Origin of the sequence: Bradyrhizobium brasilense, assembly GCF_029714345.1 — a bacterium.
GTDB classification, from domain to species: domain Bacteria; phylum Pseudomonadota; class Alphaproteobacteria; order Rhizobiales; family Xanthobacteraceae; genus Bradyrhizobium; species Bradyrhizobium australafricanum.
On sequence record NZ_CP121669.1, the window covers coordinates 3,775,270 to 3,799,917 of the forward strand.

16 protein-coding genes and 2 pseudogenes are annotated in these 24,648 nt (G+C 62.9%); 8 read left to right on the plus strand and 10 right to left on the minus strand.

Annotation, left to right across the window (positions count from 1 at the left end; all coding sequences use genetic code 11):
- Positions 1-136 precede the first annotated feature (136 nt).
- From QA635_RS17605 to QA635_RS17615, 3 genes are all read right to left on the minus strand, one after another.
- Positions 137-1,693, minus strand: coding sequence for an FAD-dependent oxidoreductase (locus QA635_RS17605; protein ID WP_283070624.1), 1,557 nt, complete (start codon positions 1,691-1,693; stop codon positions 137-139).
- Positions 1,694-1,970: 277 nt separating this feature from the next.
- Positions 1,971-2,930 (minus strand): acyl-CoA desaturase, encoded by a 960-nt coding sequence (locus QA635_RS17610; protein WP_283070625.1) that lies wholly within the window; start codon positions 2,928-2,930, stop codon positions 1,971-1,973.
- A 161-nt stretch (positions 2,931-3,091) separates the two neighbouring features.
- Complete coding sequence (locus tag QA635_RS17615; RefSeq protein ID WP_283070627.1) at positions 3,092-3,769, minus strand: hypothetical protein; 678 nt, start codon at positions 3,767-3,769, stop codon at positions 3,092-3,094.
- Between the two features lie 88 nt (positions 3,770-3,857).
- On the opposite strand from QA635_RS17615, the gene QA635_RS17620 reads away from it, so the two are divergent.
- From QA635_RS17620 to plsY, 4 genes are all read left to right on the plus strand, one after another.
- Positions 3,858-5,009, plus strand: coding sequence for a zinc-binding dehydrogenase (locus QA635_RS17620; RefSeq protein WP_050385824.1), 1,152 nt, complete (start codon positions 3,858-3,860; stop codon positions 5,007-5,009).
- A gap of 119 nt (positions 5,010-5,128) precedes the next feature.
- On the plus strand, positions 5,129-7,072 hold the full coding sequence (locus tag QA635_RS17625; RefSeq protein WP_283070630.1) for a patatin-like phospholipase family protein: 1,944 nt from the start codon (positions 5,129-5,131) through the stop codon (positions 7,070-7,072).
- A gap of 58 nt (positions 7,073-7,130) precedes the next feature.
- Positions 7,131-8,270, plus strand: coding sequence for an amidohydrolase/deacetylase family metallohydrolase (locus QA635_RS17630; RefSeq protein WP_283070632.1), 1,140 nt, complete (start codon positions 7,131-7,133; stop codon positions 8,268-8,270).
- A 40-nt stretch (positions 8,271-8,310) separates the two neighbouring features.
- Positions 8,311-8,964, plus strand: coding sequence for a glycerol-3-phosphate 1-O-acyltransferase PlsY (plsY, locus tag QA635_RS17635; protein WP_283070633.1), 654 nt, complete (start codon positions 8,311-8,313; stop codon positions 8,962-8,964).
- Positions 8,965-9,026: 62 nt separating this feature from the next.
- Here plsY and QA635_RS17640 read toward each other — a convergent pair whose 3' ends face one another.
- From QA635_RS17640 to QA635_RS17665, 6 genes are all read right to left on the minus strand, one after another.
- Positions 9,027-10,220: an aspartate kinase gene (locus tag QA635_RS17640; RefSeq protein ID WP_283070635.1), complete on the minus strand. Its 1,194-nt coding sequence runs from the start codon at positions 10,218-10,220 to the stop codon at positions 9,027-9,029.
- 39 nt (positions 10,221-10,259) lie between these two features.
- Positions 10,260-11,558, minus strand: a complete 1,299-nt coding sequence (locus QA635_RS17645; protein WP_283070637.1) for a peptidase M15 — start codon at positions 11,556-11,558, stop codon at positions 10,260-10,262.
- A gap of 282 nt (positions 11,559-11,840) precedes the next feature.
- Positions 11,841-12,248: a hypothetical protein gene (locus QA635_RS17650; protein WP_283070639.1), complete on the minus strand. Its 408-nt coding sequence runs from the start codon at positions 12,246-12,248 to the stop codon at positions 11,841-11,843.
- Positions 12,249-12,538: 290 nt separating this feature from the next.
- Complete coding sequence (gene gntH / locus QA635_RS17655; protein WP_283070641.1) at positions 12,539-13,954, minus strand: guanitoxin biosynthesis MBL fold metallo-hydrolase GntH; 1,416 nt, start codon at positions 13,952-13,954, stop codon at positions 12,539-12,541.
- Between the two features lie 282 nt (positions 13,955-14,236).
- On the minus strand, positions 14,237-15,346 hold the full coding sequence (locus QA635_RS17660; RefSeq protein WP_283070643.1) for an HlyD family secretion protein: 1,110 nt from the start codon (positions 15,344-15,346) through the stop codon (positions 14,237-14,239).
- Positions 15,347-15,453: 107 nt separating this feature from the next.
- A complete protein-coding gene (locus QA635_RS17665; protein ID WP_283070645.1) occupies positions 15,454-16,899 on the minus strand; it encodes a DUF1254 domain-containing protein in 1,446 nt (481 codons plus the stop codon).
- 471 nt (positions 16,900-17,370) lie between these two features.
- Here QA635_RS17665 and QA635_RS17670 point away from each other — a divergent pair.
- Together QA635_RS17670 and QA635_RS17675 are read left to right on the plus strand one after the other, a co-directional pair.
- Positions 17,371-18,389: pseudogene (locus tag QA635_RS17670) on the plus strand (SphA family protein).
- A gap of 475 nt (positions 18,390-18,864) precedes the next feature.
- Positions 18,865-20,874, plus strand: a pseudogene (locus tag QA635_RS17675) (SPFH domain-containing protein).
- 275 nt (positions 20,875-21,149) lie between these two features.
- Here the strand turns inward: QA635_RS17675 and QA635_RS17680 are convergent.
- Complete coding sequence (locus QA635_RS17680; protein ID WP_425249166.1) at positions 21,150-22,760, minus strand: ABC transporter substrate-binding protein; 1,611 nt, start codon at positions 22,758-22,760, stop codon at positions 21,150-21,152.
- Positions 22,761-23,077: 317 nt separating this feature from the next.
- On the opposite strand from QA635_RS17680, the gene QA635_RS17685 reads away from it, so the two are divergent.
- Complete coding sequence (locus QA635_RS17685; protein ID WP_283070647.1) at positions 23,078-23,536, plus strand: hypothetical protein; 459 nt, start codon at positions 23,078-23,080, stop codon at positions 23,534-23,536.
- A gap of 248 nt (positions 23,537-23,784) precedes the next feature.
- Positions 23,785-24,645 carry an FAD binding domain-containing protein gene (locus tag QA635_RS17690; protein WP_283071700.1) on the plus strand — a complete coding sequence of 287 codons (861 nt, stop codon included), beginning with the start codon at positions 23,785-23,787 and terminating at the stop codon, positions 24,643-24,645.
- Positions 24,646-24,648 lie beyond the last annotated feature (3 nt).

Below are 24,648 nucleotides of genomic sequence, written 5' to 3' on the forward strand. Positions count from 1 at the left end.
GCCACCGTCCATTCGGAGCCCCGACGACCCTAAGGCTGATAGGGTTAACGGGGCGTTACGGTTGTGAAAGGGAACTCGGACACGGAGCGAGAGAGACGGGCGACGAACACGTGCACCGTACCCGAGGACGTCAGGCTCATTCATGTGCCGCGTCGGGTTCTCCGAACCATCGCGACGCGGCTTGAGCAGTCTCCTCCAGATCCGGCTCAATATCTGTGGCCCAAGCCACAAACCCGTCGGGTCGCACCAGCACCGCCCTCAAGCCCAGCCGATCGCCGGCCTCGCTTGCGACGTAGCGGACCCGCCCGTGCCAGCGATCGGCAAGCGCTTGCAGGGGCGCGCGCCGATCAAAGTCCAGCAGCGGGCCGCGACCATCTCTGAGCAACTCGCCGAGCTTAGCCCCGCAGGCGAGCTCGAAGTCAGGTGCGCTGCGGCCCACCAGCGGATGGTTGCCGCCAAGATCGTAGCGCAGCGTAACGCCCCACACGCGCTCGGCAAAGTAGGTCGCGCCGTCTGATGTCGCGATCAGGTCGCGGATGATGGCTTCGAGCGCGCGCGAACTTCGGCTTGGCCGCATCAGCGCGACCTGGGCGCGCGACCAGTCCAGCACCTGCGCGCCCACCGGATGCCGCTCACGCGAGTAGCTGTCGAGCAGATCCGCCGGTGCGTCGCCGCGGATCGTGGCCGCGAGCTTCCAGCCGAGGTTCATCGCATCGCCAAGCCCGAGATTGAGCCCTTGGCCGCCGAGCGGAGAATGAATATGCGCGGCATCGCCCGCGAGCAGCACGTGGCCCTTGCGGTAATCCGTCGCCTGACAGGCGCGATCGGTCCAGGTGGTGGCAAGCCGGAGCGCCGTCAACGTGACGTCTGTGCCGGAGACGCGGCGCAGCACCGCCTGCACGTGCTCGCGCGTGATCGGCCGGGTTCGGTGGAAGGCGCCGCCGTCGAACTCCACCATCGCGATCGTGCCGGGCCGTGCGTAGGTATACATGCCCGTCGGCGTGTAGTGACGGCCGGTGCGGAGCTTGTCCGGATCTGATATATCGACCTCGACCGAATAGCCGGTGAACTCGGGATCGGTGCCGACGAATTCAAAGCCGCCGGCCTTGCGCACCATGCTGCGGCCGCCGTCACAGCCGACCAGCCAGCGTCCGTGGAACGTCTCGGCACCGTCGCGAACGATCACGCCATCATCCGATTGTTCGAACGCCTCGACGCCTGTGCCGCGCCTGATCTCAACCCCCATCGCGGTTGCGCGCGCGGCGAGGGTGGATTCGAGCGCCTCCATCTCGACCGCCATGCTGGTGCCTGCCGGGCTCGGCAGTCGAAACGGCCACTTCGACGTCTCGACATCATCGTGAAAGAACTGGATGCCGGCAAAATGGCCGGCCGGGCGGCGCGACTGTTGCATCCAATGCGCGCTGTTCGATGCGCTGCTGCCCGAGCCATCTCTTGTGTGCTGTCGTGCCGCGATGTCGTCCAGCATCCCGCGACGATAGAACGCCTCGATGCTGGGCGCCGAAAGGCCGCGCATGCCGAAGGGCAACCGCTTCAGTGGCGAGTGCGCGTCCGCGGCCTGCTCCAGCACCAGCACCGAGCACCCTGCGAGCCGCAGCTCGCAGGCGAGCATCAAGCCGACGGGGCCGGCGCCGGCAATCACGACATCATGGGGAATGGGGTGGTGGTTGTGCATGAACTGCTCCTATGTCGGTGTTCGACCGGAGCGGTTCGTCGGGTTGAGAACCACACGGACGAACACGATGGGCGCCTTGATGGCGTCCGGTGTTCGTCGTGGGGATCTCATGCACGAGGCAGGAGACCAGAGCTTTCGTTTTTCGAAAGGACTTCGTTTTCGAAAGGACTTTCGTTTTCGAAAGGACTTGGGCTTACCAAACCAAGTCTGCCTTTTCCGACGCGGCGTATATAGCTGCGTGGCGTTCGATCCGCAACGGAAGATGCGCGGCTGCGGATTACTGGAACAATGCACTGCCGCGATGTCGCGGCGCGACCGCATCGGCGTTGCCTGGTTCGTCGACGCGGCGCGCGCCCGGGCGCGGCGCAAGATTGTCCGGCGTCTTGATGTTGCTCGCGAGTCCTGCGGCTTCGAATGCCTTGATCAACCACCAGCCGAGGTCGATCTGACCCGGCAGCAGCCCGAGCTTCGCGGAGCCGGGATAGGCGTGGTGATTGTTGTGCCAGCTTTCGCCCATGCTGATCAGGCCCGCGATGCCGACATTGTAGCCCTGGGCCGCGACGCCTTCGATGATCCAGGTCTGTCCGCCCTTGCGATGCGAGTAATGACCGATCAGCCAGTGACCGGTGACGCAGACGGCGACGCGGACGCAGATGCCCCAGACCAGCCAGCTCCACGAGCCGATCGTGAGGAACAGGATCGCCCAGGGCAATTGCTGCCACATCCAGGTTCGTTCGACGACGGCGTAGATGCGGTCATCGGCGAGCCGCCGTTCGAGCCGGAATTCGGGCGGGTGTTTCAGGACCAGCGTGCAGTGCAGTTGCCACCACGCGTCGCGCCAGAAACCGGCGCGGTGGCAGGAGTAGTCGTGGCACGCCGTCTGGCGCTGCGCCCAGTCGCGGAAATCGTGCAGCCGCACCATGCCGTAGGGGCCGGCCATCCCGACCAGTGTGCCGAGATAGACGCAGAGCCGCTCCAGCGACAGCGGACAGTCGAAGCTCGCATGGATCAGGCGGCGGTGCATGCCGACCGAATGCCCGAAGCACAGCGTGATCGCGCTGGTGACGATGAATAATGCGAACGCGCTCCACGTGAACAGCAGCGGCCCGAGGATGATCGCGACCGCGGTCATGCTGCCAAGCCACAGCGATTTCGCCGGGGCCCATCGCACGCATCCGTCCAGCGGATCGGTGCTGGCGTCGACGAAGATTCGCTCCGAGCCGGGTTGCGGCTTCATTCCGTCACCTGAGGTTGCATCGCAGGTTGCGGTGAAGCGATCGTCGCTGTCAATCGTCCGCGCACGTCCGTCATGTCGCAGCCCGTATTGGCGTCTGCGGCGGATTCACCTAGGTGACGGCGCCCGGCGGATACGGGGTGTGCGGAAGCGGCGCGGTGAGGTTATTTGGCCTCGGCGTCCATTTCCGGTTCGACAGCCGTTTCCGGTTCGACAGCCGCCACTGGTTGTTCAACAGTCACGGCTTTCAGCACCTTTCGCTTCGCCGCGCGGACCTCAATCTGCAGCGGCGGGTGATAGGATCCGCTTGGCGGCACGAAGACGAAGGCGTGGTGTCCATCGCCATCGTTGAGCTTGAGAAGATCGTTGCGGAACTCATCGGCGACGACTTCGCCAACGAGGTTGCCGTTGAAGTAGATATCGATCGCGACCCTTTTGTCGGGGTGTTGGTTGTACAGCGCCCAGCCGGCAATCCTTTTTTCGTTGACGACGTCGACATGGCCAGTGATCTCGCCATACAGGCTCTCGATGCCGGCCTCGATCACCTCGAGGTCGCTCCTGTAGATCGATCTCGTCACATCGAAGCTGAAATTCGCGGTATCGACGCATTGGTCGAGCAAGCCCTGTCGATGCTCCTTCATCCGTTGCAGCGTGTCCAGTTCGCCCAACTTGACGTACATGCCGACGATACCTTCGATACCAGGATTCATGGTGTCGTTCCCCGCAATGCTACCAGCCAATTCGCCCTCGGCTGCTTTCACAATCGATGCCTCCTTGCGGAAAATACTCCGCCAGGACGAGAAGCGCCTCGTTCCGCCAAGGTCTGTCATCAAGACCTTCATGACAGGCCTTCATGACATCCCAATCGTCCTGACTTAAAGTCGGCTCGGCCGAACCCGGCCCAACGACAAGGACAGGGAGAGCGAACCGATGGAGCAGATCCGCGTCTGCACGCATGATGGACCTGGAGCCAAGCCGGTAATCCGGACAGTGCCATGGCCGGAAATCGGCAAAAAGGCGGCCTTGATCAAGGTGGGGGCCTGTGGCGTTTGCGGAACCGATCTGCACATCCTGAAGGGACATTGGCCGAAGCCGTTGCCGTGGCCGTTCACGCTCGGCCACGAGCTCGGCGGCGTGATCGTGGAATGCGGCGCGGAGTTCACCGAGGACTTCATGAGCAAGCCGCTGCAGGTGGGATCGAAGGTGATGATCCCGCCCTTGATGCCGTGCGGCCGCTGCTACTACTGCATCCATTATCCCGAGAGCGCCAACAAATGCCTGACGCCGGTCTATTACGGCCGCTATCTCGGTTTCGACAAGGCGCCGCACATGTGGGGCGGCTGGGCTGAATATGTCTATGTCGATCTCGACATGCTGCCCGGCACCAAGATCTACAAATTGCCTGACGACATGTCGCTGCGGCTCGGCGCGCTCTCCGAGCCTCTGACCTCCTGCATCCGCGCCTTCAACCGCGCCACCCGCGCCGGCGGCTTCAGCTGGGGCGACACGGTGGTGATCCAGGGCTCGGGGCCGATCGGTATCCTCGCGGTCGCCGCCGCGCAGGAAATGGGCGCGGGGCGCGTGATCTGCGTCGGCGCGCCGGAGACACCGCGCCTTGCGCTGGCGCGCAAGTTCGGCGCCGAGGCGACCGTCGATATCGAGCAGCTCAAGACGCCGGAGCAGCGCATCAAGGCGGTGCGTGACATCGTCGGCGGTTTCGGCGCCGACCTCGTCATGGACTGCTCGGGCCATCCGACCGCCGGCCCCGAGGGCATCGAGATGCTGCGCGACGGCGGCACCTATGTCGAGATGGGGCAGTTCACCGATGCCGGCTCGATCAACACGTCGTGGCACCGCATCTGCACCAAGGATCTCAACGTGCTCGGCTCCTGGGGCTTTACCGGCAACGACCTGCCGCTCGGCGTCGACATGCTCTACCGCACGCGCAACAAATATCCCTGGCTCGACATGCAGACGATCTATCCGTTCACCGAAGACGGCGTCGCCCGCGCGGTTGCCGACGCAATGGCGATGAAGACGGTGAAGTCGACCATCGTGCCGTGGCCGGAATTGGTCGGGTGAAGCAGATCGCGGATGCTGCAAATCCTGCTGCAGTGCTCCCAAGGATTTGTGTCCAGGGTGCGGCCGATTGGGCCCTGATATCGCTCGCCGGGACGACGGCCCGGCGCTAACATCGGATCATGCATTCGAACCGTGTGCCGCCGAGCGCGACGTTTGCGTGGGGAAACGTGTCCGAGGACTTCGCGCTGTTCAGAACCCTCAGCGCGGAGCAGCGGCTGATCGCCTTTGGCGCAATGACCCGGCGCGACCTCGTGCGCGGCGAACTGCTGGTCGAGCAGGGCGGCGCCTCCGACGCGCTGTTCCTGGTGCTGCATGGCGCGCTCGCAGTGTACCGGACCAGTCATCCCGAACCGATCGCGGAACTTCGGGCCGGCGAACTGGTCGGCGAGATCGGGTTCTTTGCCAATATCCCGCGCACCGCCAATGTGATTGCGATCCGCGACACCAGCGTGCTGGTGTTGACGCGCGCCGCCTATACGACGCTGGCGCGGGAAACGCCCGAGATCGTCGAGGCGCTGCTGGCTGCGCTCGCGCGGCGGTTTGCCACCGAGACCGCGCGCCTGTTGCCGCTCCGGGCGTCGCCGAAGGCGCGCACGGTCGCGCTGATCCCAGGCGGACGGGAACCGGTGCCTGCCGCCTTTGAGCGCAGGCTGCGCGAAGGCCTTGCCGCTGCGGGTGCCGAGATCGTCGACCTCGCGCGGGTCCAGGCGATGTTTCCGGGCCGCGCGCTTGACGCATCCGAGGTCGCCGACTGGCTCAACAGGATCGAGTACGACGCGCCGCTGGTGGCCTATTTCGGTGGTCCCGACGCATCGGAGTGGGCGCGGAAAACCATCCGCCAGGCCGATCTTGTCGTGTTCGCCTGCCGTGGCCATGCGCCGACGCCCGATCTGACGGAGATCGAACGCTTCGCCTGCGCCGTGCATCCGGCGTCGACGCGGCGCCTCGTCCGGGTTCATGACGTCAGGCGCCACGAGGTCAGCGGCACCGCGGCGTGGCTGGCGCGGCTGCCCTGCTTCATGCATCATCACGTCGCGCTCGAGGACCAGCTCGACATCGACAGCCTGGTTCGCTTCCTGTGCGGTCGCGCCGTCGGATTTGTCGCCGGCGGCGGCGGCAGCCTCGGTACCGCGCATGTCGGCGTCTACAAGGCGTTTCGTGAGCGCGGCGCGATGTTCGACATCTTTGTCGGCACCAGCGTCGGCTCGGCGATGGCGGCGGGCTTTGCCAAGAACTACGACGCCGAGCATCTCGAGCGCGGCACGCATGAGATCTTCGTCTCCAGTCGCAGCTTCCGCCGCCCGACCTGGCCGCGCTACGCCTTGCTGGACCACAAGGCGTTCGATGCCGCGCTCGCCGAGCAGTACGGCCACAATTGCCGGATCGAGGACTGCTGGCGGCCGTTCGCGGCGGTCGCGACCAATCTGTCGACGCACAGTCTCGAATTGATCCGCACCGGTCTGCTGTGGCAGGCGGTGCGGGCGTCGAGCGCCATCCCCGGTCTGCTGCCGCCGTTCTATACGAGGGACGGCTCGATGCTGGTCGACGGATGCCTCGTCGACAACGTTCCGCTGGCGCAGATGCACCAGATGAAGAGCGGACCGAATCTGGTGGTCCATTTCGGCGACCCGGCAACCGAGATGTTCGACGTCGACTATGCCGCGCTGCCGGGGCGGCTTGAGCTGCTTGCATCGCTGCTGACGCCGTTCCGCAAGAAATTGCTTCCGGCCGCACCGAGCGCCGTCAACGTGCTGTGGCGAAGCCTCGTCGCGCATCAGCGCTACGATACGCTGCCGACCACGCCGCTCGACATGGTGATGCGTCCGCCGACGCCCGACGGCATCGACGTCACCGATTTCGACCGCCATCAGGAAATCTTCGAATCCTCGTACCGCTGGGCCCGCGAGACCATTGCTGCCTCGGAGGCGGCGCATAATCCCGCCATTGCGGCCATCGTCGCGTCGGCCAACGGAGCGGACAAGGGATCGGACATGGTCGCTGACAAGGGCGCGGATGACGCGACAGCGACCGCGCCGGTTTCTGAGCAGGCCCGCGTCGGTTGAGCGGCTTGCAGGCGCCGGCGAAGTCGACCATCGTGCCGGACCGAATCCGGAGAACACGATGCCTTTCGATTTGATCCTGCGCGGCGGACGGGTGATCGACCCGTCGCAGAAACTCGATGCCGTGACCGATGTCGGCTTTGCCGCGGGCAAGGTCGCTGCGCTCGGCCGCGAGTTGCAAGCCGATCCCGCCACCGAGGTCCGCGATGTTTCGGGGCTGATCGTCTCACCGGGGATCATCGACCTGCACACCCATGTCTATTGGGGCGGCACCTCGCTCGGCATCGATGCGGAGGAGTTTTGCCGCAACTCCGGCGTCACCACCTCGGTCGACACCGGCAGCGCCGGCCCCGGCAACTTTGCCGGCTTCCGCAAGCATGTGATCGAGCCGAGCCAGGTCCGTATCCTCGCCTATCTGCACGTCTCGCACGCCGGCATCTTCGGCTTCTCGGATCGCGTGATGGTCGGCGAGAGCGAGGAGCTGCGGCTGATGAATCCGATCGACGCGGCGCGGGTCGCCGACGAGAACCGCGACCTGATCGTCGGCATCAAGGTGCGGGTCGGCCTGTTCGCCTCGGGCACCTCGGGGCTGGTGCCGCTCGAGATCGCGCTCGAGGTTGCCGAGCAGGTCGGCATGCCCCTGATGGCGCATATCGACCATCCGCCGCCGAGCTATGAGGAGGTGCTCGCTCGCCTGCGTCCGGGCGACGTGCTGACCCATGCGTTCCGTCCGTTCCCCAACACGCCCGCGACCGCGCAGGGCACGGTGAAGCAGGTCGTGCTGGACGCGCGCGAGCGCGGCGTGCTGTTCGACATCGGCCATGGCAAGGGCTCGTTCGCCTTCAGGACGGCGCGCGCGATGCTCGCCAACGGCTTCTATCCCGACACCATCTCCTCCGACATCCATCAGCTCTGCATCGACGGCCCGGCATTCGACCAGGTGACGACGATGTCGAAATTCCTCTGCATGGGGATGCCGCTGCCGGACGTGATCGCGGCGTCCACCGTCAATGCCGCGATGGCGTTGCGGCGGCCGGAGCTCGGCAGCCTCAAGCCGGGCAGCGTCGGCGACGCCACGCTGCTCTCGGTCCGGCAGGGGACGTTCGACTATGTCGATGTGGTCGGCGAACATTTAACGGGCGATCGCAAGATCGCATCCGAAGGCGTCGTGATCGGCGGACGCTGGTGGCATCCGCGTTAGGATTGATGGACGCGCCGCCGCGGGCATCGAGGTGACTGACATGATCTTCTGGATCGCGGGTGTGGCTGGACTGGCGATCGCCTATCTGCTCGGTTCGACGCCGTCGGGGTATCTGGCGGGGAAGCTGCTGAGGGGCATCGATATCCGCCAGCATGGCTCCAAATCCACCGGGGCAACGAACGTATTGCGAACCCTGGGGAAGTGGCCCGCATTGGCTGTGCTCCTTGTCGACGTGCTGAAAGGCGTGGCGGCAATCCTGTTCGCCCGCTGGTTTTATCCCTGGTTGTACACCTTGCCATCCGTCACGCCGCCGGCATCGCTTGATCCGCAAACGTGCGTGTCCTGGGCTGTCTGCCTGGCCGGACTTGCCGTGTTGCTGGGGCACGGCCGTTCGATCTGGCTGAATTTCACCGGCGGCAAATCCGCCGCGACCGGGCTCGGCGTGTTGCTGGCGATGTCCTGGCCGGTAGGCCTCGGCGCTGCGGCGGCCTTTGGCGCTGTGGTGGCGGTCTTTCGGATTGTCTCCCTCGGCTCGATGCTGGCGGCATTGACGGCGATCGTCCTCGTCTGCGGCCTTGAGCAACCGTTGCCCTATCGCTTGCTGGTGATCGCAGGCGGCATCTACGTGATCGTGCGCCATCGTGCCAACATTCAGCGGCTGCTTGCCGGCACGGAGGCGCGGCTCGGGCATTGATAAAAGAAAACGCGTTTGAACCATGGATATGGAATCCCGTTCCATCGGAACGGCGCTCTAGTCTAGATCAGCGAATGCAAGGCCATGACCGCGGCCTCACGGCTCTCCACCGGAACAAAGAAGCTCACCGAATGCGATGACAAAACATACTTGTCGGCGATGATTCCGTGGCGTTGCAGAATCTGAACCGCCTTGTACGGCAGGTCCGAGGAAATGCCGCCGAAGCAAGTGAGGCTCACCGAACTCAGCGTCTCGCGCTGTTTGCGCAGGTCTTTGCTCCGTTCCAGTGTGCGCAGCAACGCGTCGAGTGTCTCGGAATCGCAAGTCATCATGATGCGGGTTTTGTCGGCGGTGAAAGCCGAGGCGAGGAGTTGCGGCCAAGGCAAGCCATTTTGCTGGAGATGCTGCGCGAACTTCTCAAAGCCTTGATTGAGGTCCGCCGAGTCGATCTCCACATGCTCGATGCGAGCCATCGAGTTGACGGCCAGGACTTTTCCGTTCTCCATGCCTGCGACCTCCTTCATCACTTGCGTGCTGTGTCGAGTGCCGCCCCATTTTCTCAGGACCAAAGGCACGTTTTGGCTGTGGGCCAGCTCCACGCTGCGAAAGTGCAGGACTTTGGCGCCCCAGAAGCACATTTCGGATAGGGATGCGAAATCCAGCTGACGCAAGGGTATTGCGTCCGCGACGATGCGCGGGTCAGCCGAGCAAACTCCGTCGACCTCCTTGATGATCTCGCAGCACTCCGCCTTGAGCGCCGCAGCCATGGCGACCGCGGTCGTATCGCTGCCACCCCGGCCAAGCGTCGTGATTTCCTTGGTCAGCGGGTTCACGCCCTGAAAGCCCGCCAAAACCACGATGCGTCCACGATCGAGTTCTTCGCGCACGCGAATGGGCCGCACGTCCAGAATGCGTGCTGAGGAATGGGACCCGTCGGTCATGACACCGGCCTGACTGCCGGTAAAGCTGATCGCCGGCACGCCGAGATCAGACAGCGCCATGCTCATCAAGGACATGCTGATGCGCTCGCCGGTGGTCAACAGCATATCGAGTTCGCGGCGATTGGGATGCGGGCTGACCTGATAGGCCATCCTGACGAGTTCATCGGTGGTCTTGCCCATCGCGGAAACGATCGCCACGACACGATGACCACGGCCATGCAAATCGGCGACACTGCTCGCGGCCGCGCGGATTCTTGCCGGTGTTTCGAGACAGACGCCGCCGTATTTTTGCACGATGATGGGATTGCTAGGCATTGTTGCCCGCGTCGTGTTGGAAGGCGCCGCTGAACCCGATCAGATCGTTCTCCCCTTCGACGCTTTTGCGGTCTTTGATCGTTTTGCCACGACCCGCGCAGCGCCGCGGTCGCGCTTCTTGCGATCCGCTTCCGCGTGCTGAGCTTTCGTCCCGCCGCGGTGAGCGGCGTATTCCTTGCCGTCTATCGGCGCGACATGCGGTGGATCTCGATCGAGATACGGTCGCCCGATTCCAAAATCCGGTCCACGCGCATCGATCCATTTCCAAAGGGCCTCGGTGGTGACCCAACGCTCCGCCCGCGTCGCGCCCTTGACGCTCACGACATCGACGGCAAGCCCGTGGCCATAGCCGCCACGGAAGCTCCCTCCATGGTATGACTTGTCGGACGCCGCCTTCAGGCCGCTCGCGATCGATTGACGGTAGTCATCCCGGAACGCGCTGGTGATGCCGGGTGCCAACCCGGCCCGCTCCGCCGCGTAAAGCGCGTGAAACAGCTTGAGTTTGAAGCTCCGATCCACCCCTCCAATCACGTAGTCGATCATCGGCATGCCCATTCGTTCCGCCGCCTTCGGATCCTTCCACGTGAAATCGTTATCGACGCGCCTGGTGAACGTCCTGGTGACAGTCACCGTCTTGCGCTTCTTCTTGACGGTCACTTTCCGCTGCTCTTGTACGCTGATGGTGTCTTGCTTCGGCGTCCGTTCGTAGAGCGCCCACAGGTACCGGTCGATGCAGACATCGACGACGAGGCACTCCTCGAAAATATCCAGGGGTTTCGCGGCCTCCTCGGTGTCACCAGACACTGGAGGCGGGCTCGCCGTCGCCGCTTGCACCGGCGATGTTTCGGCCGGCAGCGTCTGCGACGAATCCGGCAACGCAGCCACGACGATTGACTTCGGCTCGCTCGAGGTCGCTGTCGCATCAGGGGGCGTCGCCGGCACCGATTCGACCGCCATCGCCGCATCGGCGTTGGCGACAACGTTAACCATGACACCTGCCTGCGGCGGGGCCATCGTGTCGGACGCCGGCCCCGTTGCGGGTTCCGCAGCCATCGCTGCTTCAGCATTCACTTTGCTGACGTTGTCGACTGCCGTGGCCTGTCGCGTATCGGCCGGTTCGGCGTTGGCGGCGAGAGATGGTGCGAGGTCCTCGATGGACACTGCGCCGCTGTTCCCGATGCCGGCAGAGCCGGCAAGCCAGGCAAAGAGCCAACCTGCGAGAACGATCGTCCCGCACAACTCCGGAGTCGCAATTCGCCGCGGGTTCATCACCCCGTAGCCTCCAAAGGCTCGATCCGAGCCCCGTTGCACCGCCCAGCACGCGACGGCATCGATCATTCGGATCAAAATGGAAACGCGCAATGGGCGGAAGCTGTTGGCGCTACGCTTTTCCAGAAAGTGTTGCCCGACCGCAACGCGCGGCCGGAGCAACCCGGCACGGCGTGTGCTGCTGTGTTCGGTGATTCACCAGCGCTCGAGCTTTGATTCCCATTTTGGGTCAAAACCCGCCCACAGCAACCGGACCGGGGACTTCCGCTTCACCTCGAAGAGCCGACGTTCCCGATCGTCATGCAGACCGTCAGCTATGGGCCAGTTGCAGACGTGGTCAGCGGCCAAAGGCTAGTCTGGGGTCTCCCGGCTCATTCCGATCGCATGGAATGTCTTTCCGCAAGGAGTTGTCTCGACGAACGCCTCATAGAATTTCTCTCGGGGGTATTTATCGATTTCGGCCTGAAGCCTTTGGTACACGACACGGACATAGAGGATTTTGTTTCCAAGCAGAACGTCGAGAGACGCGTTGCTCGGCTGGAAATCTGGCATCGAGCAACAGTTTGGATGGCTCGCCAGATAGGATTTCGGTGTATCTGCCGGGAGATAGTCACCGATCCTGTACGCTTCATGCGCAATTGCACGCTCGAACAGCTCTTGATTGGAAAGGTACCGCATCCGAAGATAGCAAAATCCAGTCAGGTTCAACACGAGCAAGGCGAAGCTCGCTATAATCCCGATCAAAATAGATTTGGCCATTGAGGTTTCTGCACCATTTTGCCGCGCACAACACAACCTCGCGACAATCGAACTTAGCTCTCAAGTGGTCGCACGCTGCAAGCGCCAATTCCCGTACAAATCAGCCGTAGGTCGTGTGCGGTCTTGTACGGATTAGGTAGGCACTACGGCGCCGCGACGAAGTCCGTTTAGGGTCAAAACCCGCCCACAGCAACCGGACCGGGGACTTCCGCTTCACCTCAAGGAGCCGACGTTCGCGATCGTCATGCAGACCGTCAGCTATCGGCCATGAAGAGACCTGAAGAGGACGATCAAGGGTTAGGCTTGCCGCGGAGCCACATCCCCGGCGGAACTTGTTCCTTGGGGATGAATACCGGCTTGGTAGTTGGCCACGCCTCGATCAGCTCCGGCTTGTAACCCTGTGGGTAGTAATCATCAGGGGGTATCTGGGCATCGCGGATCGATTGCTCCTGGATCTCCGGACGCGTATTGCGCGGCGCAGGGATGACCAGCCCACCCATCGCTTCGATGTCGAATTTGGGTGACGCGATGTTCGGATATTTGGCTACGACGCCGTCGCGCACCCAGACTTTGTCGCGGGTCAGGTTGACAACAACCAGATCGGGCGCACCGAAATGAAACGGCCCTTTCCATTGTTCACGAATCTCGGCGTACATTTCCAGGTTGGCGAAGGGGTCGAAGCTCATATGCGTGGTCATCGCCATGCGCGGCTTCAGTTCGCTGAACAGATATCCGGCTGCGTAAGCAGAGTTGTGTGCTTGGTCCATTGTGGTGCGGTTAATGACCGGCATCACGCCGTTGACGGTAGCAGTGATGGAGATCAGTTCGGCCTGAACCTCGGTGATCACCACGTCGCACCCTTTCGCGTATTTGATCGTGAGTGAGTTCGGCCGACCGTCCCCGGTAAACGCGACACACATGCCGTTCCAGTCGAGGCGGTAGGCTGAAGCGCCGTCGGAGACGTGCGACTGCCGCCAGTGGGTGATCTTGATACCGTCTTTCTCGTAGGCCACGCCGCCGTCGTCGCGGAAATCGAATTCTTTGACTTCCATATCGAAGCCCTGACCGATTGGCGATGCATCAAAGTTGTTCCGGTGCCAGGTCAACATCTCTTTCATCCGGTCCATCATGTAGCGCGTGCCCAGCTCAGGCTTCGGACCAGATGGACCCGTGATACGAAACGTTTCGTGCCAGCGACCGCCCCACGCACCGAACATATAAATGTACGCAACGGAATCGACATGATCCCAGTGCAGGTGCGTCAGAAAGATATCGTTAATGCGGTTGAGCGGTACGCCCGCGGCCAGGTAGTTGGCGACCGAGCCGGGGCCCATATCGAAAATAAAGTTGTGGCCGTTGCCGAGTTCAACATAAACGGACGTACCCATCTGTCCGGGCCGTGGCAGCGGCGAGCTGCCCATAAATGTAACGCGAATCTCGTCGGGTTGAACCTCCTCGGTGTTCGGAAACCAGTTCGTCGCGCTCTTAAGCCACGGCATCGGTGCGACGCCATCAAACGTCAGGCCTTCCTTCCAGCGTCCCATCGGTTGACCGCCCGTTGCCAGCTCCTTCAGCACTTGTGGGTCTGTTTCGTAGATCGGAGACGCTTGCCTGTTTTGGGCCATGGCTTCCGGGGCGACCGCTGTCGCGCACAACGAGATTCCGAAGAAGGCAGCCGCCAATCTATTGAGAGTTGCGTTCTTCATGGGGTGGTCCCTTCGCCTGAGGTTTGGACTCGTCTACCGGCCCGTAGTGTCTAATAGGCCGGGTTTTCCCTCTTGATTCTTGTCAATGCGAAAGGCTGCAATGACCGCTTCGGGTCAAAAGCCGCCGATCGCGACCGAACCTAAAGGGCTTCCGGTTCACTTCGGAGAGCTGACGTTCTCGATGGTCATCCAGACCGTCAGCTATGGGCCAATACCGAACATGCTCTCCGACTGATCGATGCCCTGTGCGCCTCCACAATCCGGCGAATCTGCCCGATACCGTTAAAGATACGCCGTGTACGAGTTGACCCAGACCAGAATCGTCATGATCAAGCCAATGACGCCCGCGTTTTCTGCGAACACGGTGGCGGTGCCGGGCATCCCGAGCTTGAGTTGGCTGCGGTCGAAGTCCTTCGGTATGGAAATGACCGCCGGATAGGTCTTGGCGCCGCCGATCGTGCTGACGCGCGCCAGCATCCCCGAGACGGCAATCTGGCCTTCCCCCACGCCGTGCGGGATCACCGCAATCGTCGCCTCGTGGATACGGCCGGGGTCGTTGTCGAACACGAGCTTGACCCGCGCGCCCGGCCTAATGGTCCGAAATCCGTTCGGTGAGAACAGGCCGACGATGACGATGTCGTCCGTGAGGATGAACGACATCACCGCGCGCCCCTGAACGGCACGGTCGCCGGCGGTCAGGGACAGGAGCGTAACGATGCCGTCGCCGACTGCACGGACGGTCGTCTGCTCGAACTCCCATTTGGCGTTGTCGAGCTGTGCCTGGATTTGCGCGACCGTCGTATTGACCCCGCCGACCTCCGATTGCATGGCGAGTTGCGCGTTCAGCTGCGCCGCCTTGGCCGCCTGCAGCTGGAACTCCACGGTCTCGTATTGGACCTGCGTATCCTGCAGGCGGAAGAGGCTTTGCGCATCCTCGCTGGCGAGCTTGCGGTAATCGTCAAGCCGCTGCTTGTGAAACGCAAGCTGCTTGGCGAGCCCCTCGGCATTCGCTGTCGCCTGCTCGTAGTTGGCCTTGAGTTGCTTGACCTGCTGGCGCGCTTGCGCGAGCGACGCCTCCAGCTGGTCGACCTTGTATTTGAAGGGCGCCGGGTCGATCCGGAACAGGACGGTACCGGCCTTGACCCTTTCGTTCGGCCTGACCGGGATTTCGATCACCTGGCCGGAAACATTGGGCGTGGCCTCCGTGACGCGGGAGCCGACGACAAAGCTTCCCGACGGCGTCAGGTAATTGAACAACGCCACGAACACCGCGAGGATGAAGGCGCCGATCAGCACCGTCAATGTGCCGGAGCCCCAGCCCCACTTGACCAGCTTCAACTTCGAGAAGATGAGCCACACCAGGATCAGGTAGAGCGTCAGGATGATGAGCATGATTTGACTCTGCGATTGTCATGCATCGAGACTGGACTGCCGCAAGAAATCCGTACGGCAGGCGCCGAAGCGCCTGCGCACGCTATCGAGATAGCCCGCGAATGCTCTTACGGGCCGACCTTAACCACCCGCGGAATCTTCCAGCTCCCGTCGATGATCGAAGGCGGCGTGTCCTTCGGCCAGTACATCCGCAGCATCAGCACGAAGTCGTCCTTCGGCGCCGGCAGCCAGTTAGCTTCCTTGTCCACTCCCGGCGACTCGTTCTGGAAGTAAAGCGTCAGCGAGCCGTCCGCATTGAACTTCGGATTGTCGCGCATGCTGACGGTGAACTTGTTCAGCGGATTGGGAACGAACCACCAGCCCAGGTCAATCATGTACATGGTGAACGACCAGAAGCCGTTGACGGGCGGTGTTGCACCCTTTGGGAAGGTCAACGTGTACTTGTTCGCACCGCTCAACTTCTGTCCTGTCGAATCCTTTTCGGTGTTGGGATAGACCGCATCACGCTCCTGATTTGCAGGCCAGCCGAAGGCTGCCACCACTGCGCGCTTCATGTAATCGGAGGGGCCGTAGGTACCGAGGCCTTTCGTGACCACCCAGCCATCAACGATCACGCCGAGGCCCTCCTTGTTGGCCTCGATCTTCTTCAAAGCCGTCTGCGGGATGTCCTTCAAGGCTGCCTGTACTGCCGGATCGAGCTTGCTCATCTCGAACGGCTTGCCGGGCACGATGCCGATCTTCGCCATGCTCGCGAGCATCGGCGCATCCGCTGCAGGCGCGGGCGCAGCCGCGGCCATGAGCTTGGCCATGAGGTTGAAGTACCCCTCGGTCCCCATGGCGAGAATAACCGTCTGGGGCTTGTCGGTCATGCTGAAGCCTGGATTGGGATCCACGGGCGGCGCCACTGGGGTGTATGGCTTGCCCCAGGCGGAAAGCGGCGTGATCTTGTACTGCGCCTGCAGCGCGTTGACGGCTTTGTAGTCTGCCTCGGTGCCGTCGGCATAGGTGCGGCCGAGAATGATCATGTAGCGGGTCGCTATCGAAATCTGTTTCATGTCCGCCGGCACCTCGCCCTTCCAGCCCGGGCCGGTGAACAGGTAGTTGGCGGCCTTTCCGCCGGCCGTCCGCTTGCTCGGCGAGTGCTCGGAATCCGACATCCACAGGTCGACAACCTCGAAAAGGTAGAAGCGGTCGCCCATGTCGGGATGACTGAACACCTGCGGTTCGGTCAGGTCGAGCCAGACAACCGAATACAGAGTGTCCGCGTTGGGCGCGGAAACGCCGCGATAATCCGCAGCCGGATAGCGCGGAATGTTGACAAACTGGCCGGCCGGGCCTTTGAACTCCTTCATATCTACCTTCGGCACGTTGCTCATCTGCACGCGCGTCACTTCGGTTGTGATGAGTGAGTAGCCATAAACGTAGGCATCCTCCGCAATCTGTTGCGCTTCCGTCGGCGATATGGATTGCGCGCTTGCGGGGGGAAACGCTGTGAAGCAAGTCAATGCAACAAGGCCGACGGCGAGAAAAAAACGTCGATTGAGAATGTTCATGCAGTGCTCCTTTTGCATTTTTGTCTAATGGAGAAGCCGTACAGTTTTAGGTTGAGGCACGCAGAAATAGATAGATCAAACAACAGCATCCACAGTACGAAGGCCGTTGATTCAGATCAAGGGACGCCCGCTATGGGTCCATGAACGGGCGCGCCCGCGCAATCAGTTCCCGGTATGACTGCTAAACATCTGAAAGTTGGCGTGCTTTCGCCGCGGCAGGCGTGGTAAGCGAGAGGCCCTATCCCGGACAGAGCTTCCTCTGGTCAACGTGCTGTCGAATTTTTAAGGGCCCGAAATAGCCGCGAACCTGCGTGACCCTAGTGCAACATGCAGAGCCAATCTGACGATGTTGCTACCTTTGGGCGAGACAAGAATCGCCGATCGATACACTGCCATTTGGTGGCGGGAGGACAGGCAGATGACGCGTGCATATCCGAACCGAAGTCTTATTGTCGGCTCGTTCGCGCAACAATCGGTCTGGCTGTGGCGTTGGCCGGGTTCTCGACCGACGTTGCATTTGCCGACGAGGACGGCGTTTCGTACTGGCTTCCAGGGCGTTTCAGCAGCCTTGCGGCAGTCCCTGGGGTTCCCGGCTGGTCGATGGCCGAGGTCTATTATCACACTAGCGTAACCGCCTTCGGCAATGCGGCGGCGGCGAGGGAAATCCGCGTCGGTAAAATTCCCGCTAACATCAACGTTGATTTGAATCTGCGCTTGAGTTCGCAGGCCGACCTTCTTCTTCTGAACCCGACCTATACGTTCGCTACGCAAGTGCTGGGCGGACAAATGGCAATCGGCATGACTGGCTTCTTCGGCCGTTCGGCTACCTCGCTCGACGGAACGCTGACTGCGGCTGTGGGGCCGTTTGCTACGATCCGGACAGGAACTCTCTCCGATTCGGTCACATCGATCGGTGATCTGTATCCCCAAGCGACGTTGAAGTGGAACGCCGGCGTCCACAATTTCATGACCTATGTGACCGGCGATATTCCGGTCGGCGCCTATGATCAAAACCGCCCTTCCAACCTTGGCATCGGTCACGGTGGGATCGACGCCGGCGGCGGCTACACCTATTTCAATCCGCAGACCGGTCACGAGTTTTCGGCGGTTGCGGCCTCACCTACAATTTTAAGAATCCGGACACGCAATACCAGAGTGGCATCGATTTCCACATCGACTGGGGTGCTTCGCAGTTTCTCTCAAAGCAGCTCATGGTCGGTCTCGTTGGATACTACTATCAACAGATCACGGACGATTTTGGTCAGAATCCGATCCTGGGTAGTTTCCGGTCGCGCGTGGTGGGAGTCGGTCCTCAGATCGGATACCTGTTTCCGGTCGGAGAGTGGCAGGGATATTTGAACCTGAAAGGGTACGGCGAGTTCGCCGCAGAAAATCGGCCGGCTGGCTGGAATATGTGGCTGACTTTCTCTCTATCGCCGATGGCGCCGACTACCACCGTTGCGCCGACGCGGCGGATCGTGACGAAATGATAGCTGTGCAAACCGCTATCGAGCGCATTGGCCGAGCTGAGGGCTTGTGGAGCAGGCTGACATAGCTTGGCGTGCCGCCGACACCGGCCGCATCCCAGCCAATTTGAACGACACGTTGAACGCCAACCTCCGAGACGGCCTAAGGCGAAGTCCGCTTTGGGTCCAAAAGCAGTCGACGACGATCCAGCACGGCAATTACTGCGTCGCCGTCAGAAGCGGACTCTTGTGAGTCCACGCCCTCGTTATCGACAAGGCTGGGGTGCTGCGAATGATGCGCAATCGCAGCCAATGGTTCGCGCCGATCGATGTCGCGCGACTCGTTTGCCAGTTCATCCCGTCATCAAAAAACGATTGGCAGCGCGAATAGTGTTCATGCCTTGCGCCGCCAGGGCCGCGCACCACATGTCCGCACCGCAATTCTTGGGTGCAGGTTTGGGCTCCCAAACCGCCCAGCTGCGAATTGTGGAGATGGACTATGGACTTCCTCGCATTTCTTAATGGCTCAGGTTTAACCCAGCCGGCCATTTGGACCGCGGTCGCGATCGCGTTTGTGATCCTGCTGCGCATATCGAACGTATTTCGTTACATTCCGAACAATCAGGTCGGCATCGTCGAGAAGCTATGGTCGATGAAGGGCTCGATCGACGACGGCTTCATCGCGCTGAACGGCGAGGCCGGCTACGAGCCCGAGGTGCTGCGCGGCGGCCTGCACGTGATGTTTCCCTTCATGTACCGGATTCACCGCTCGGACCTCGTGACCGTCGGCCAGGGCAAGATCGCCTATGTGTTCGCGCGCGACGGTGCGCCGCTGGAGCCCTCGCAGGTGCTCGGCGCCAACGACACCGAAGACAAGTCGGACTTCCAGGATGCGCGCCGCTTCCTGCTCGGCGGCGGCCAGAAGGGCCCGCAGCGCAAGGTCCTGCGCGAGGGTACCTATGCGATCAACACCACGCAGTTCGCCGTCATCACCGACGAGCGCGTCTACGGCCATGCGCTGAGCGAGCGCGAGCGCGGCGTGCTCGAGAGCATGCAGCTCACGATCGCCGAACGCTGGGGCTTTGCGCCGGTGGTGCTGGCGGCCGATCACGACCTGGTCGGCATCGTCACCGTGCATGACGGCCCGTCGCTGTCTCCGGGCGAGATCATCGCGCCCGAGGTCGGAATCGAGCTGCACGACGCGGCGACCTTTCACAACAATTTCTAGGAGCCCGAGAAATTCCTGCGCGGTGGCGGCTATCGCGGCCGCCAGCTCCAGGTCATCGTCGAGGGCACCTGGTACATCAACCGCCTGTTCGCGACCGTCGAGGCGGTGCCGAAGACAGTGATCCCGGTGGGCAATGTCGGCGTCGTCATCTTCTACACCGGCCCGCGCACCGACGACGTCTCGGGCGAGCAGTACCGTCATGGCGAACTCGTGCTCAACGGCAGCCGCGGCGTCTGGAAGGATCCGCTGTTGCCGGGCAAATACGCCTTCAACACCTATGCCGGCAAGATCGAGGTGATCCTGACCGTCAACTTCATCCTGAAATGGGTGCGCGGCGAGGTCGGCGCGATGAAGCTCGACGAGAACCTGTCGGAGATCTCACTGATCACCAAGGACGCGTTCGAGCCGACGCTGCCGCTCTCGGTCGTGATGCATATCGACTACAAGAAGGCGCCGATGATCATCCAGCGCTTCGGCGACGTGAAGAAACTGGTCGAGCAGACGCTCGACCCGATGGTCAGCGCGTTCTTCAAGAACATCGCGCAGAAGATGACGCTGATCGAGCTGCTGCAGAACCGCGCCGCGATCCAGGCGGAAGCGGCCCACGACATGAAGGCCAAGTTCGAGAGCTATTCGCTCGACCTCCAGGAGGTGTTGATCGGCACGCCGCGGGCGGCCGCCAATGACCACACCATCGAGAACATCCTGATCCAGCTCCGCTCGCGCCAGATCGCGCGCGAGCAGATCGAGACCTATCAGGAGCAGGAGAAGGCCGCGGTGCAGGAGCGCGCGCTCAACGAGGCCAAGGCGACGGCGGCGGCACAGACCGCGCTGACGCAATCGCTGATCCAGGTCAAGGTCAACGAGAACGAGGGCGCCGCGGCGCTCGCCCGCGCGCAGAAGGATGCCGAGACGAGGAAGGTCACCGCGGCCGCGGTCGGCGAGCAATCCAGGCTCGAGGGCAAGGGAGAGGCCGACCGGGTGCTCGCGGTCGGCGCCGCCAACGCGCAGGCGACCAAGCTGTCGGTCGACGCCTATGGCGGGCCGGAGTATCGGCTTGCCGAGCAGAACTTCGCGAAGTTCGCCGAAGCGCTGACCCGGATCAACCAGCCGCTGGTGCCGCAATTCCTGATGTCGGGCGGGCAGGGCGCGGAGAGCAACAGCGCGGGCTTGATCCCGACCGCGATGCTGAGTTCGATGTTCGGGCAAATGATGCCCGGCGCATTGGAGAAGCTGAAGGACGAGGCGCCGAAGGCCGCGCGCAAGGCCAACGGCCAGTGACGCGGCGATCGTGCGACGAGGTCGAATAGCAGCCGAAGGCAACTGCGCTCCCTCTCCGGATTGCCGGCCGGAGGGGGAGGCTGATTTCGGAATATTGGAAATGTATTCCTGATTTGCCCGACGTGTCAAGTTGCCCGGTCGAACGCCGGCGGCCGTCGGCTCCTTTGCATGGGGTTGTTTTCGATATTTTGCAGCGCCCGCAAGCGAGAGCGGTGAAGCGCCCCGGCCGCTGGCCCAACGTTGATCAGCGGCGCGCGTCGCTCGCGCCGCTGGTCCTATTCGGTCTTGTCGACGTTCCAGAACACCGGCGGCGCCGGGCCTTCCAGCACGCCGGTGAGTGATTTGCGCCAGGCGCTCGGCAAGCGGAACTGGCCGAGCGGGATATAGATCACCTGCTCGTAGGCTTGCTTTTGAATCTCCACCGCGACCTTCTTCTGCTCCTCAGGGGAGGTGGCGCGCGCATAGGCGTCGCGCATCTGCTCGAGCTTGGCGTCTTCGGGCCAGCCGAACCAGGCCCGCTTGCCGTTGGCGGCGATCTGGTTGTTGACGATCGGGTTCATCACCTCGGTCGCGCCGGTGAAGGTGAAGAACAGGTTCCAGCCGCCTTCCTTGGGCGGCTTCTGGCTGGCGCGGCGGCTCACCACGGTCTGCCAGTCCGTCACTTGCGCGTCGACGTTGAAGCCGGCCGCGCGCAACAGCTGCGCCGCGACCGTCGGCGGCCCTTTCAGCGTCTGCACGTCGCCGGGGATCATGATCACGACGGGCGTGCCGTCATAGCCCGAGGCGGCGAGCGCCTTCTTCGCCTCGGCCATGCCGTTGCCCTTGATCAGCGTCTCGGCGCCGGCGTCGCTCGCAAGCGGCGTGTCGCAGGCGAAATAGGAGCCGCAGATCTCGTAATATTTCGCGTTGCCGACGGTGGCGTCGAGCACGTCCTTCTGGTTCATCGCCAGGAATGCGGCGCGGCGGACCTTGGCGTTGTCGAATGGCGGGTGCAGGAAATTCATCCGGCCCTCGATCTGGAATCCGAACTTGTTCAGCACGGCCACGGTGAGATCGGAGTTCGCCTCGAGCACGGGCAGCAGGTCGACCGACGGCTGTTCCAGGAAGTCGATCTCGCCGGATTGCAGCGCGTTGATTGCGGTCTGCGCGTCGGGCATCGTGACCCATTCGACGCGATCGACCTTCGCGACCTTGCCGCCCGACAGCCAATCCGGCTTGTCCTTGCGCGGCACGTAGTCGGCATTGCGCTCATAGACGGCCTTCACGCCCGGCTGGAATTCCGCCTGCACAAATTTGAACGGCCCGCAACCGATCTGCTCGGCGATCTGCTTGCCCGGCGCCGTCTCCGCGAGCCGCTTCGGCATCATGAAGGCGACGTAGGAGGAGGGCTTTGCCAGCGACTCCAGCACGAGGCCGTACGGTTCCTTGAGCTTGAGCACGATCGTCTTCGGCCCGCTCGCCTCGAGGGAAGCGGTGAATTCGGCCAGCTTCTGCGCCATGCCGTCGACGGCGGTCCAGCGCTTCAGCGAGGCGATGCAGTCCTCCGCGGTGACGGGCGCGCCGTCATGCCATTTCAGGCCGTCGCGCAGCGTGAAGGTGTAGGTGAGCTTGTCGTCCGAGATGGTCCAGTCCGCCATTTGCGGGCGGACCTTGAAGCTCGAATCGATGCCGAGCAGCGTGTCGTAGACCATGTAGCCATGGTCGCGGGTGATGTAGGCGGTGGTGAAACCGGGATCGATGATGCGTAGGTCCGAATGCATCACGGCGGTGATGGTCTTGCCCTTGCCCGCGGCAAGGGCGCGCGATGACAGGATGGCCGGCGCCGCGATCGCCGGCGGCACGCCCGCCGCAAGCTTGAGGAGCGTTCTGCGCGAGAATTCGACCATTCGCCGTCTCCCGATCTGCCGTTGCGCCGGCATGCTTCACCAATCCGTTGTTGAAAGCAAGCAAGAGCCGCGCCATCGCGTTCGGTCCGGTTGCGAGGTTGCGCAGCCGTGTGCACCCACTGCTTGAGCACGTCGCCGAGCAGGCGTTGGTTCCGGGCTTCGCCGCGCCCAGCACGTGCCGACGAGGTTGAGGAGGACTTAACCGGCTGCTGACACTTGTATCGCCTGGGTTAGCCGGGGTTGGACACCTTTCCGGTAGTTTGTTTGATGCGTGTTCGGCGGTCGAACCGCCGCGTCCCTTTGAGAGGCAAGACGCCATGCGCCGCGGTCTGCTCGTTCTTCTCATGTTCGTCGGCATGGCAGTGTCCGGTCAGGACGTACGCGCCGCGGAGTTCGGCACGCGATACAGCTATCAGCAGCTGCAGGACCTGACCGAGAAGGGGCCCAAGGGCGAAGCCCTCGCGCTAGGCTATGTGAGCCTCACGCACTCCTTCATCCTGCCCTACAAGATGACGGGCTACTATGCCCTGATGGTCAAGGGCTCCGGCAAAGACCTCAACGGCCGCCCGCTCAACGTTTACCACGAACTCTCGCAGGAGAAGATCGAGCAGATGCAGCGTGCCGGCGCGCTGCCCAATCCGCTTCCCGCTTACCGGCGCACGATCTTCGAATACATGTTCGGCTACGTGTTGTGGTGGTGCATTCCGGCGGCGCTGCTCATCATCGGGATGTTCTCGATGCTTGGGATCGGCTCCGGCAAACGCGGTCAGGTCTGACCGATCTGGTTGGCGGCCTCGTCGCGGCCGGTCGCGAGCGCCACGAAGCATAGGCCGCGCGCCGCCGCCGGCACCGCACAAGTCCGCATCCTGCATAGGAGCCTGCGCTTCCTGCCGCACCTCGCAGGCTGTTCGGACCCCGATCCGCCGTGTAGGCTTGCGGTCTGCCGGCCAGCGATAAGGCCACATCCCGCAAATCCTAAGGGAACAAGCAGTCGAGGGAGACCGAAAGAACCGTCATGACCGATATCCGATACGTAGCACCGCGCACGCTTGACGAAGCGATTGGCGCATTTGCTGCCGCCGGGAGTGCCGCCCGCATTATGGCAGGGGGCACCGACTTATTGGTGCAAATGCGCTCCGGCCTGGTGCGGCCGGAACTGATCGTCGACATCAAGAAGATCGGCGAGATGACCGAAATCAGCGAAACCGCCGATGGCGGTTTCCGCGTGGGTGCCGCCGTCTCCGGCATGGAGCTCGCCGAGCATGCGCGCTTTGGCAAGGTATGGCCCGGCGTGCTCGAGGCCGTGAACCTGATCGGCTCCAAGCAGGTGCAAGGCCGCGCCTCCGCCGGCGGCAATCTCTGCAACGGCTCGCCAGCGGGCGACAGCGTGCCGGCGATGATTGCGGCGGGTGCCGTCGTCACCGTGCAGGGTCCGAACGGCCGGCGGGACATGAAGGTTGAGGATGTGCCGGCCGGACCTGGCCGCATTAACCTCAAGCCGGGCGAGATCCTCGTCAGCTTCACATTGCCGCCGCGGCCGAAAGGCTCCGGCGATGCGTATCTGCGGATGATCCCGCGCACCGAGATGGACATCGCGGTGGTCGGCATCGGCGTCAGCCTGACCTTGAAGGATCGCGTCTGTACCGCGGCCCGCGTCGGCCTCGGCGCGGTGGCGCCGACCGCGCTGCTGGTTGAGCCTGCGGCGCAGGCGCTGATCGGCTCGAAGCTCGACGATGCCGCGCTCGAAGCCGCGGCCGCCGCGTGCCGCGCCGCCTGTCGTCCGATCGACGACAAGCGCGGCACCATCGCCTACCGGACCAAAACCGCCGGCGTGCTGCTCAAGCGCACCGCCGCGATCGCCGCCAAGCGCGCGGGAGGACACTAGCAC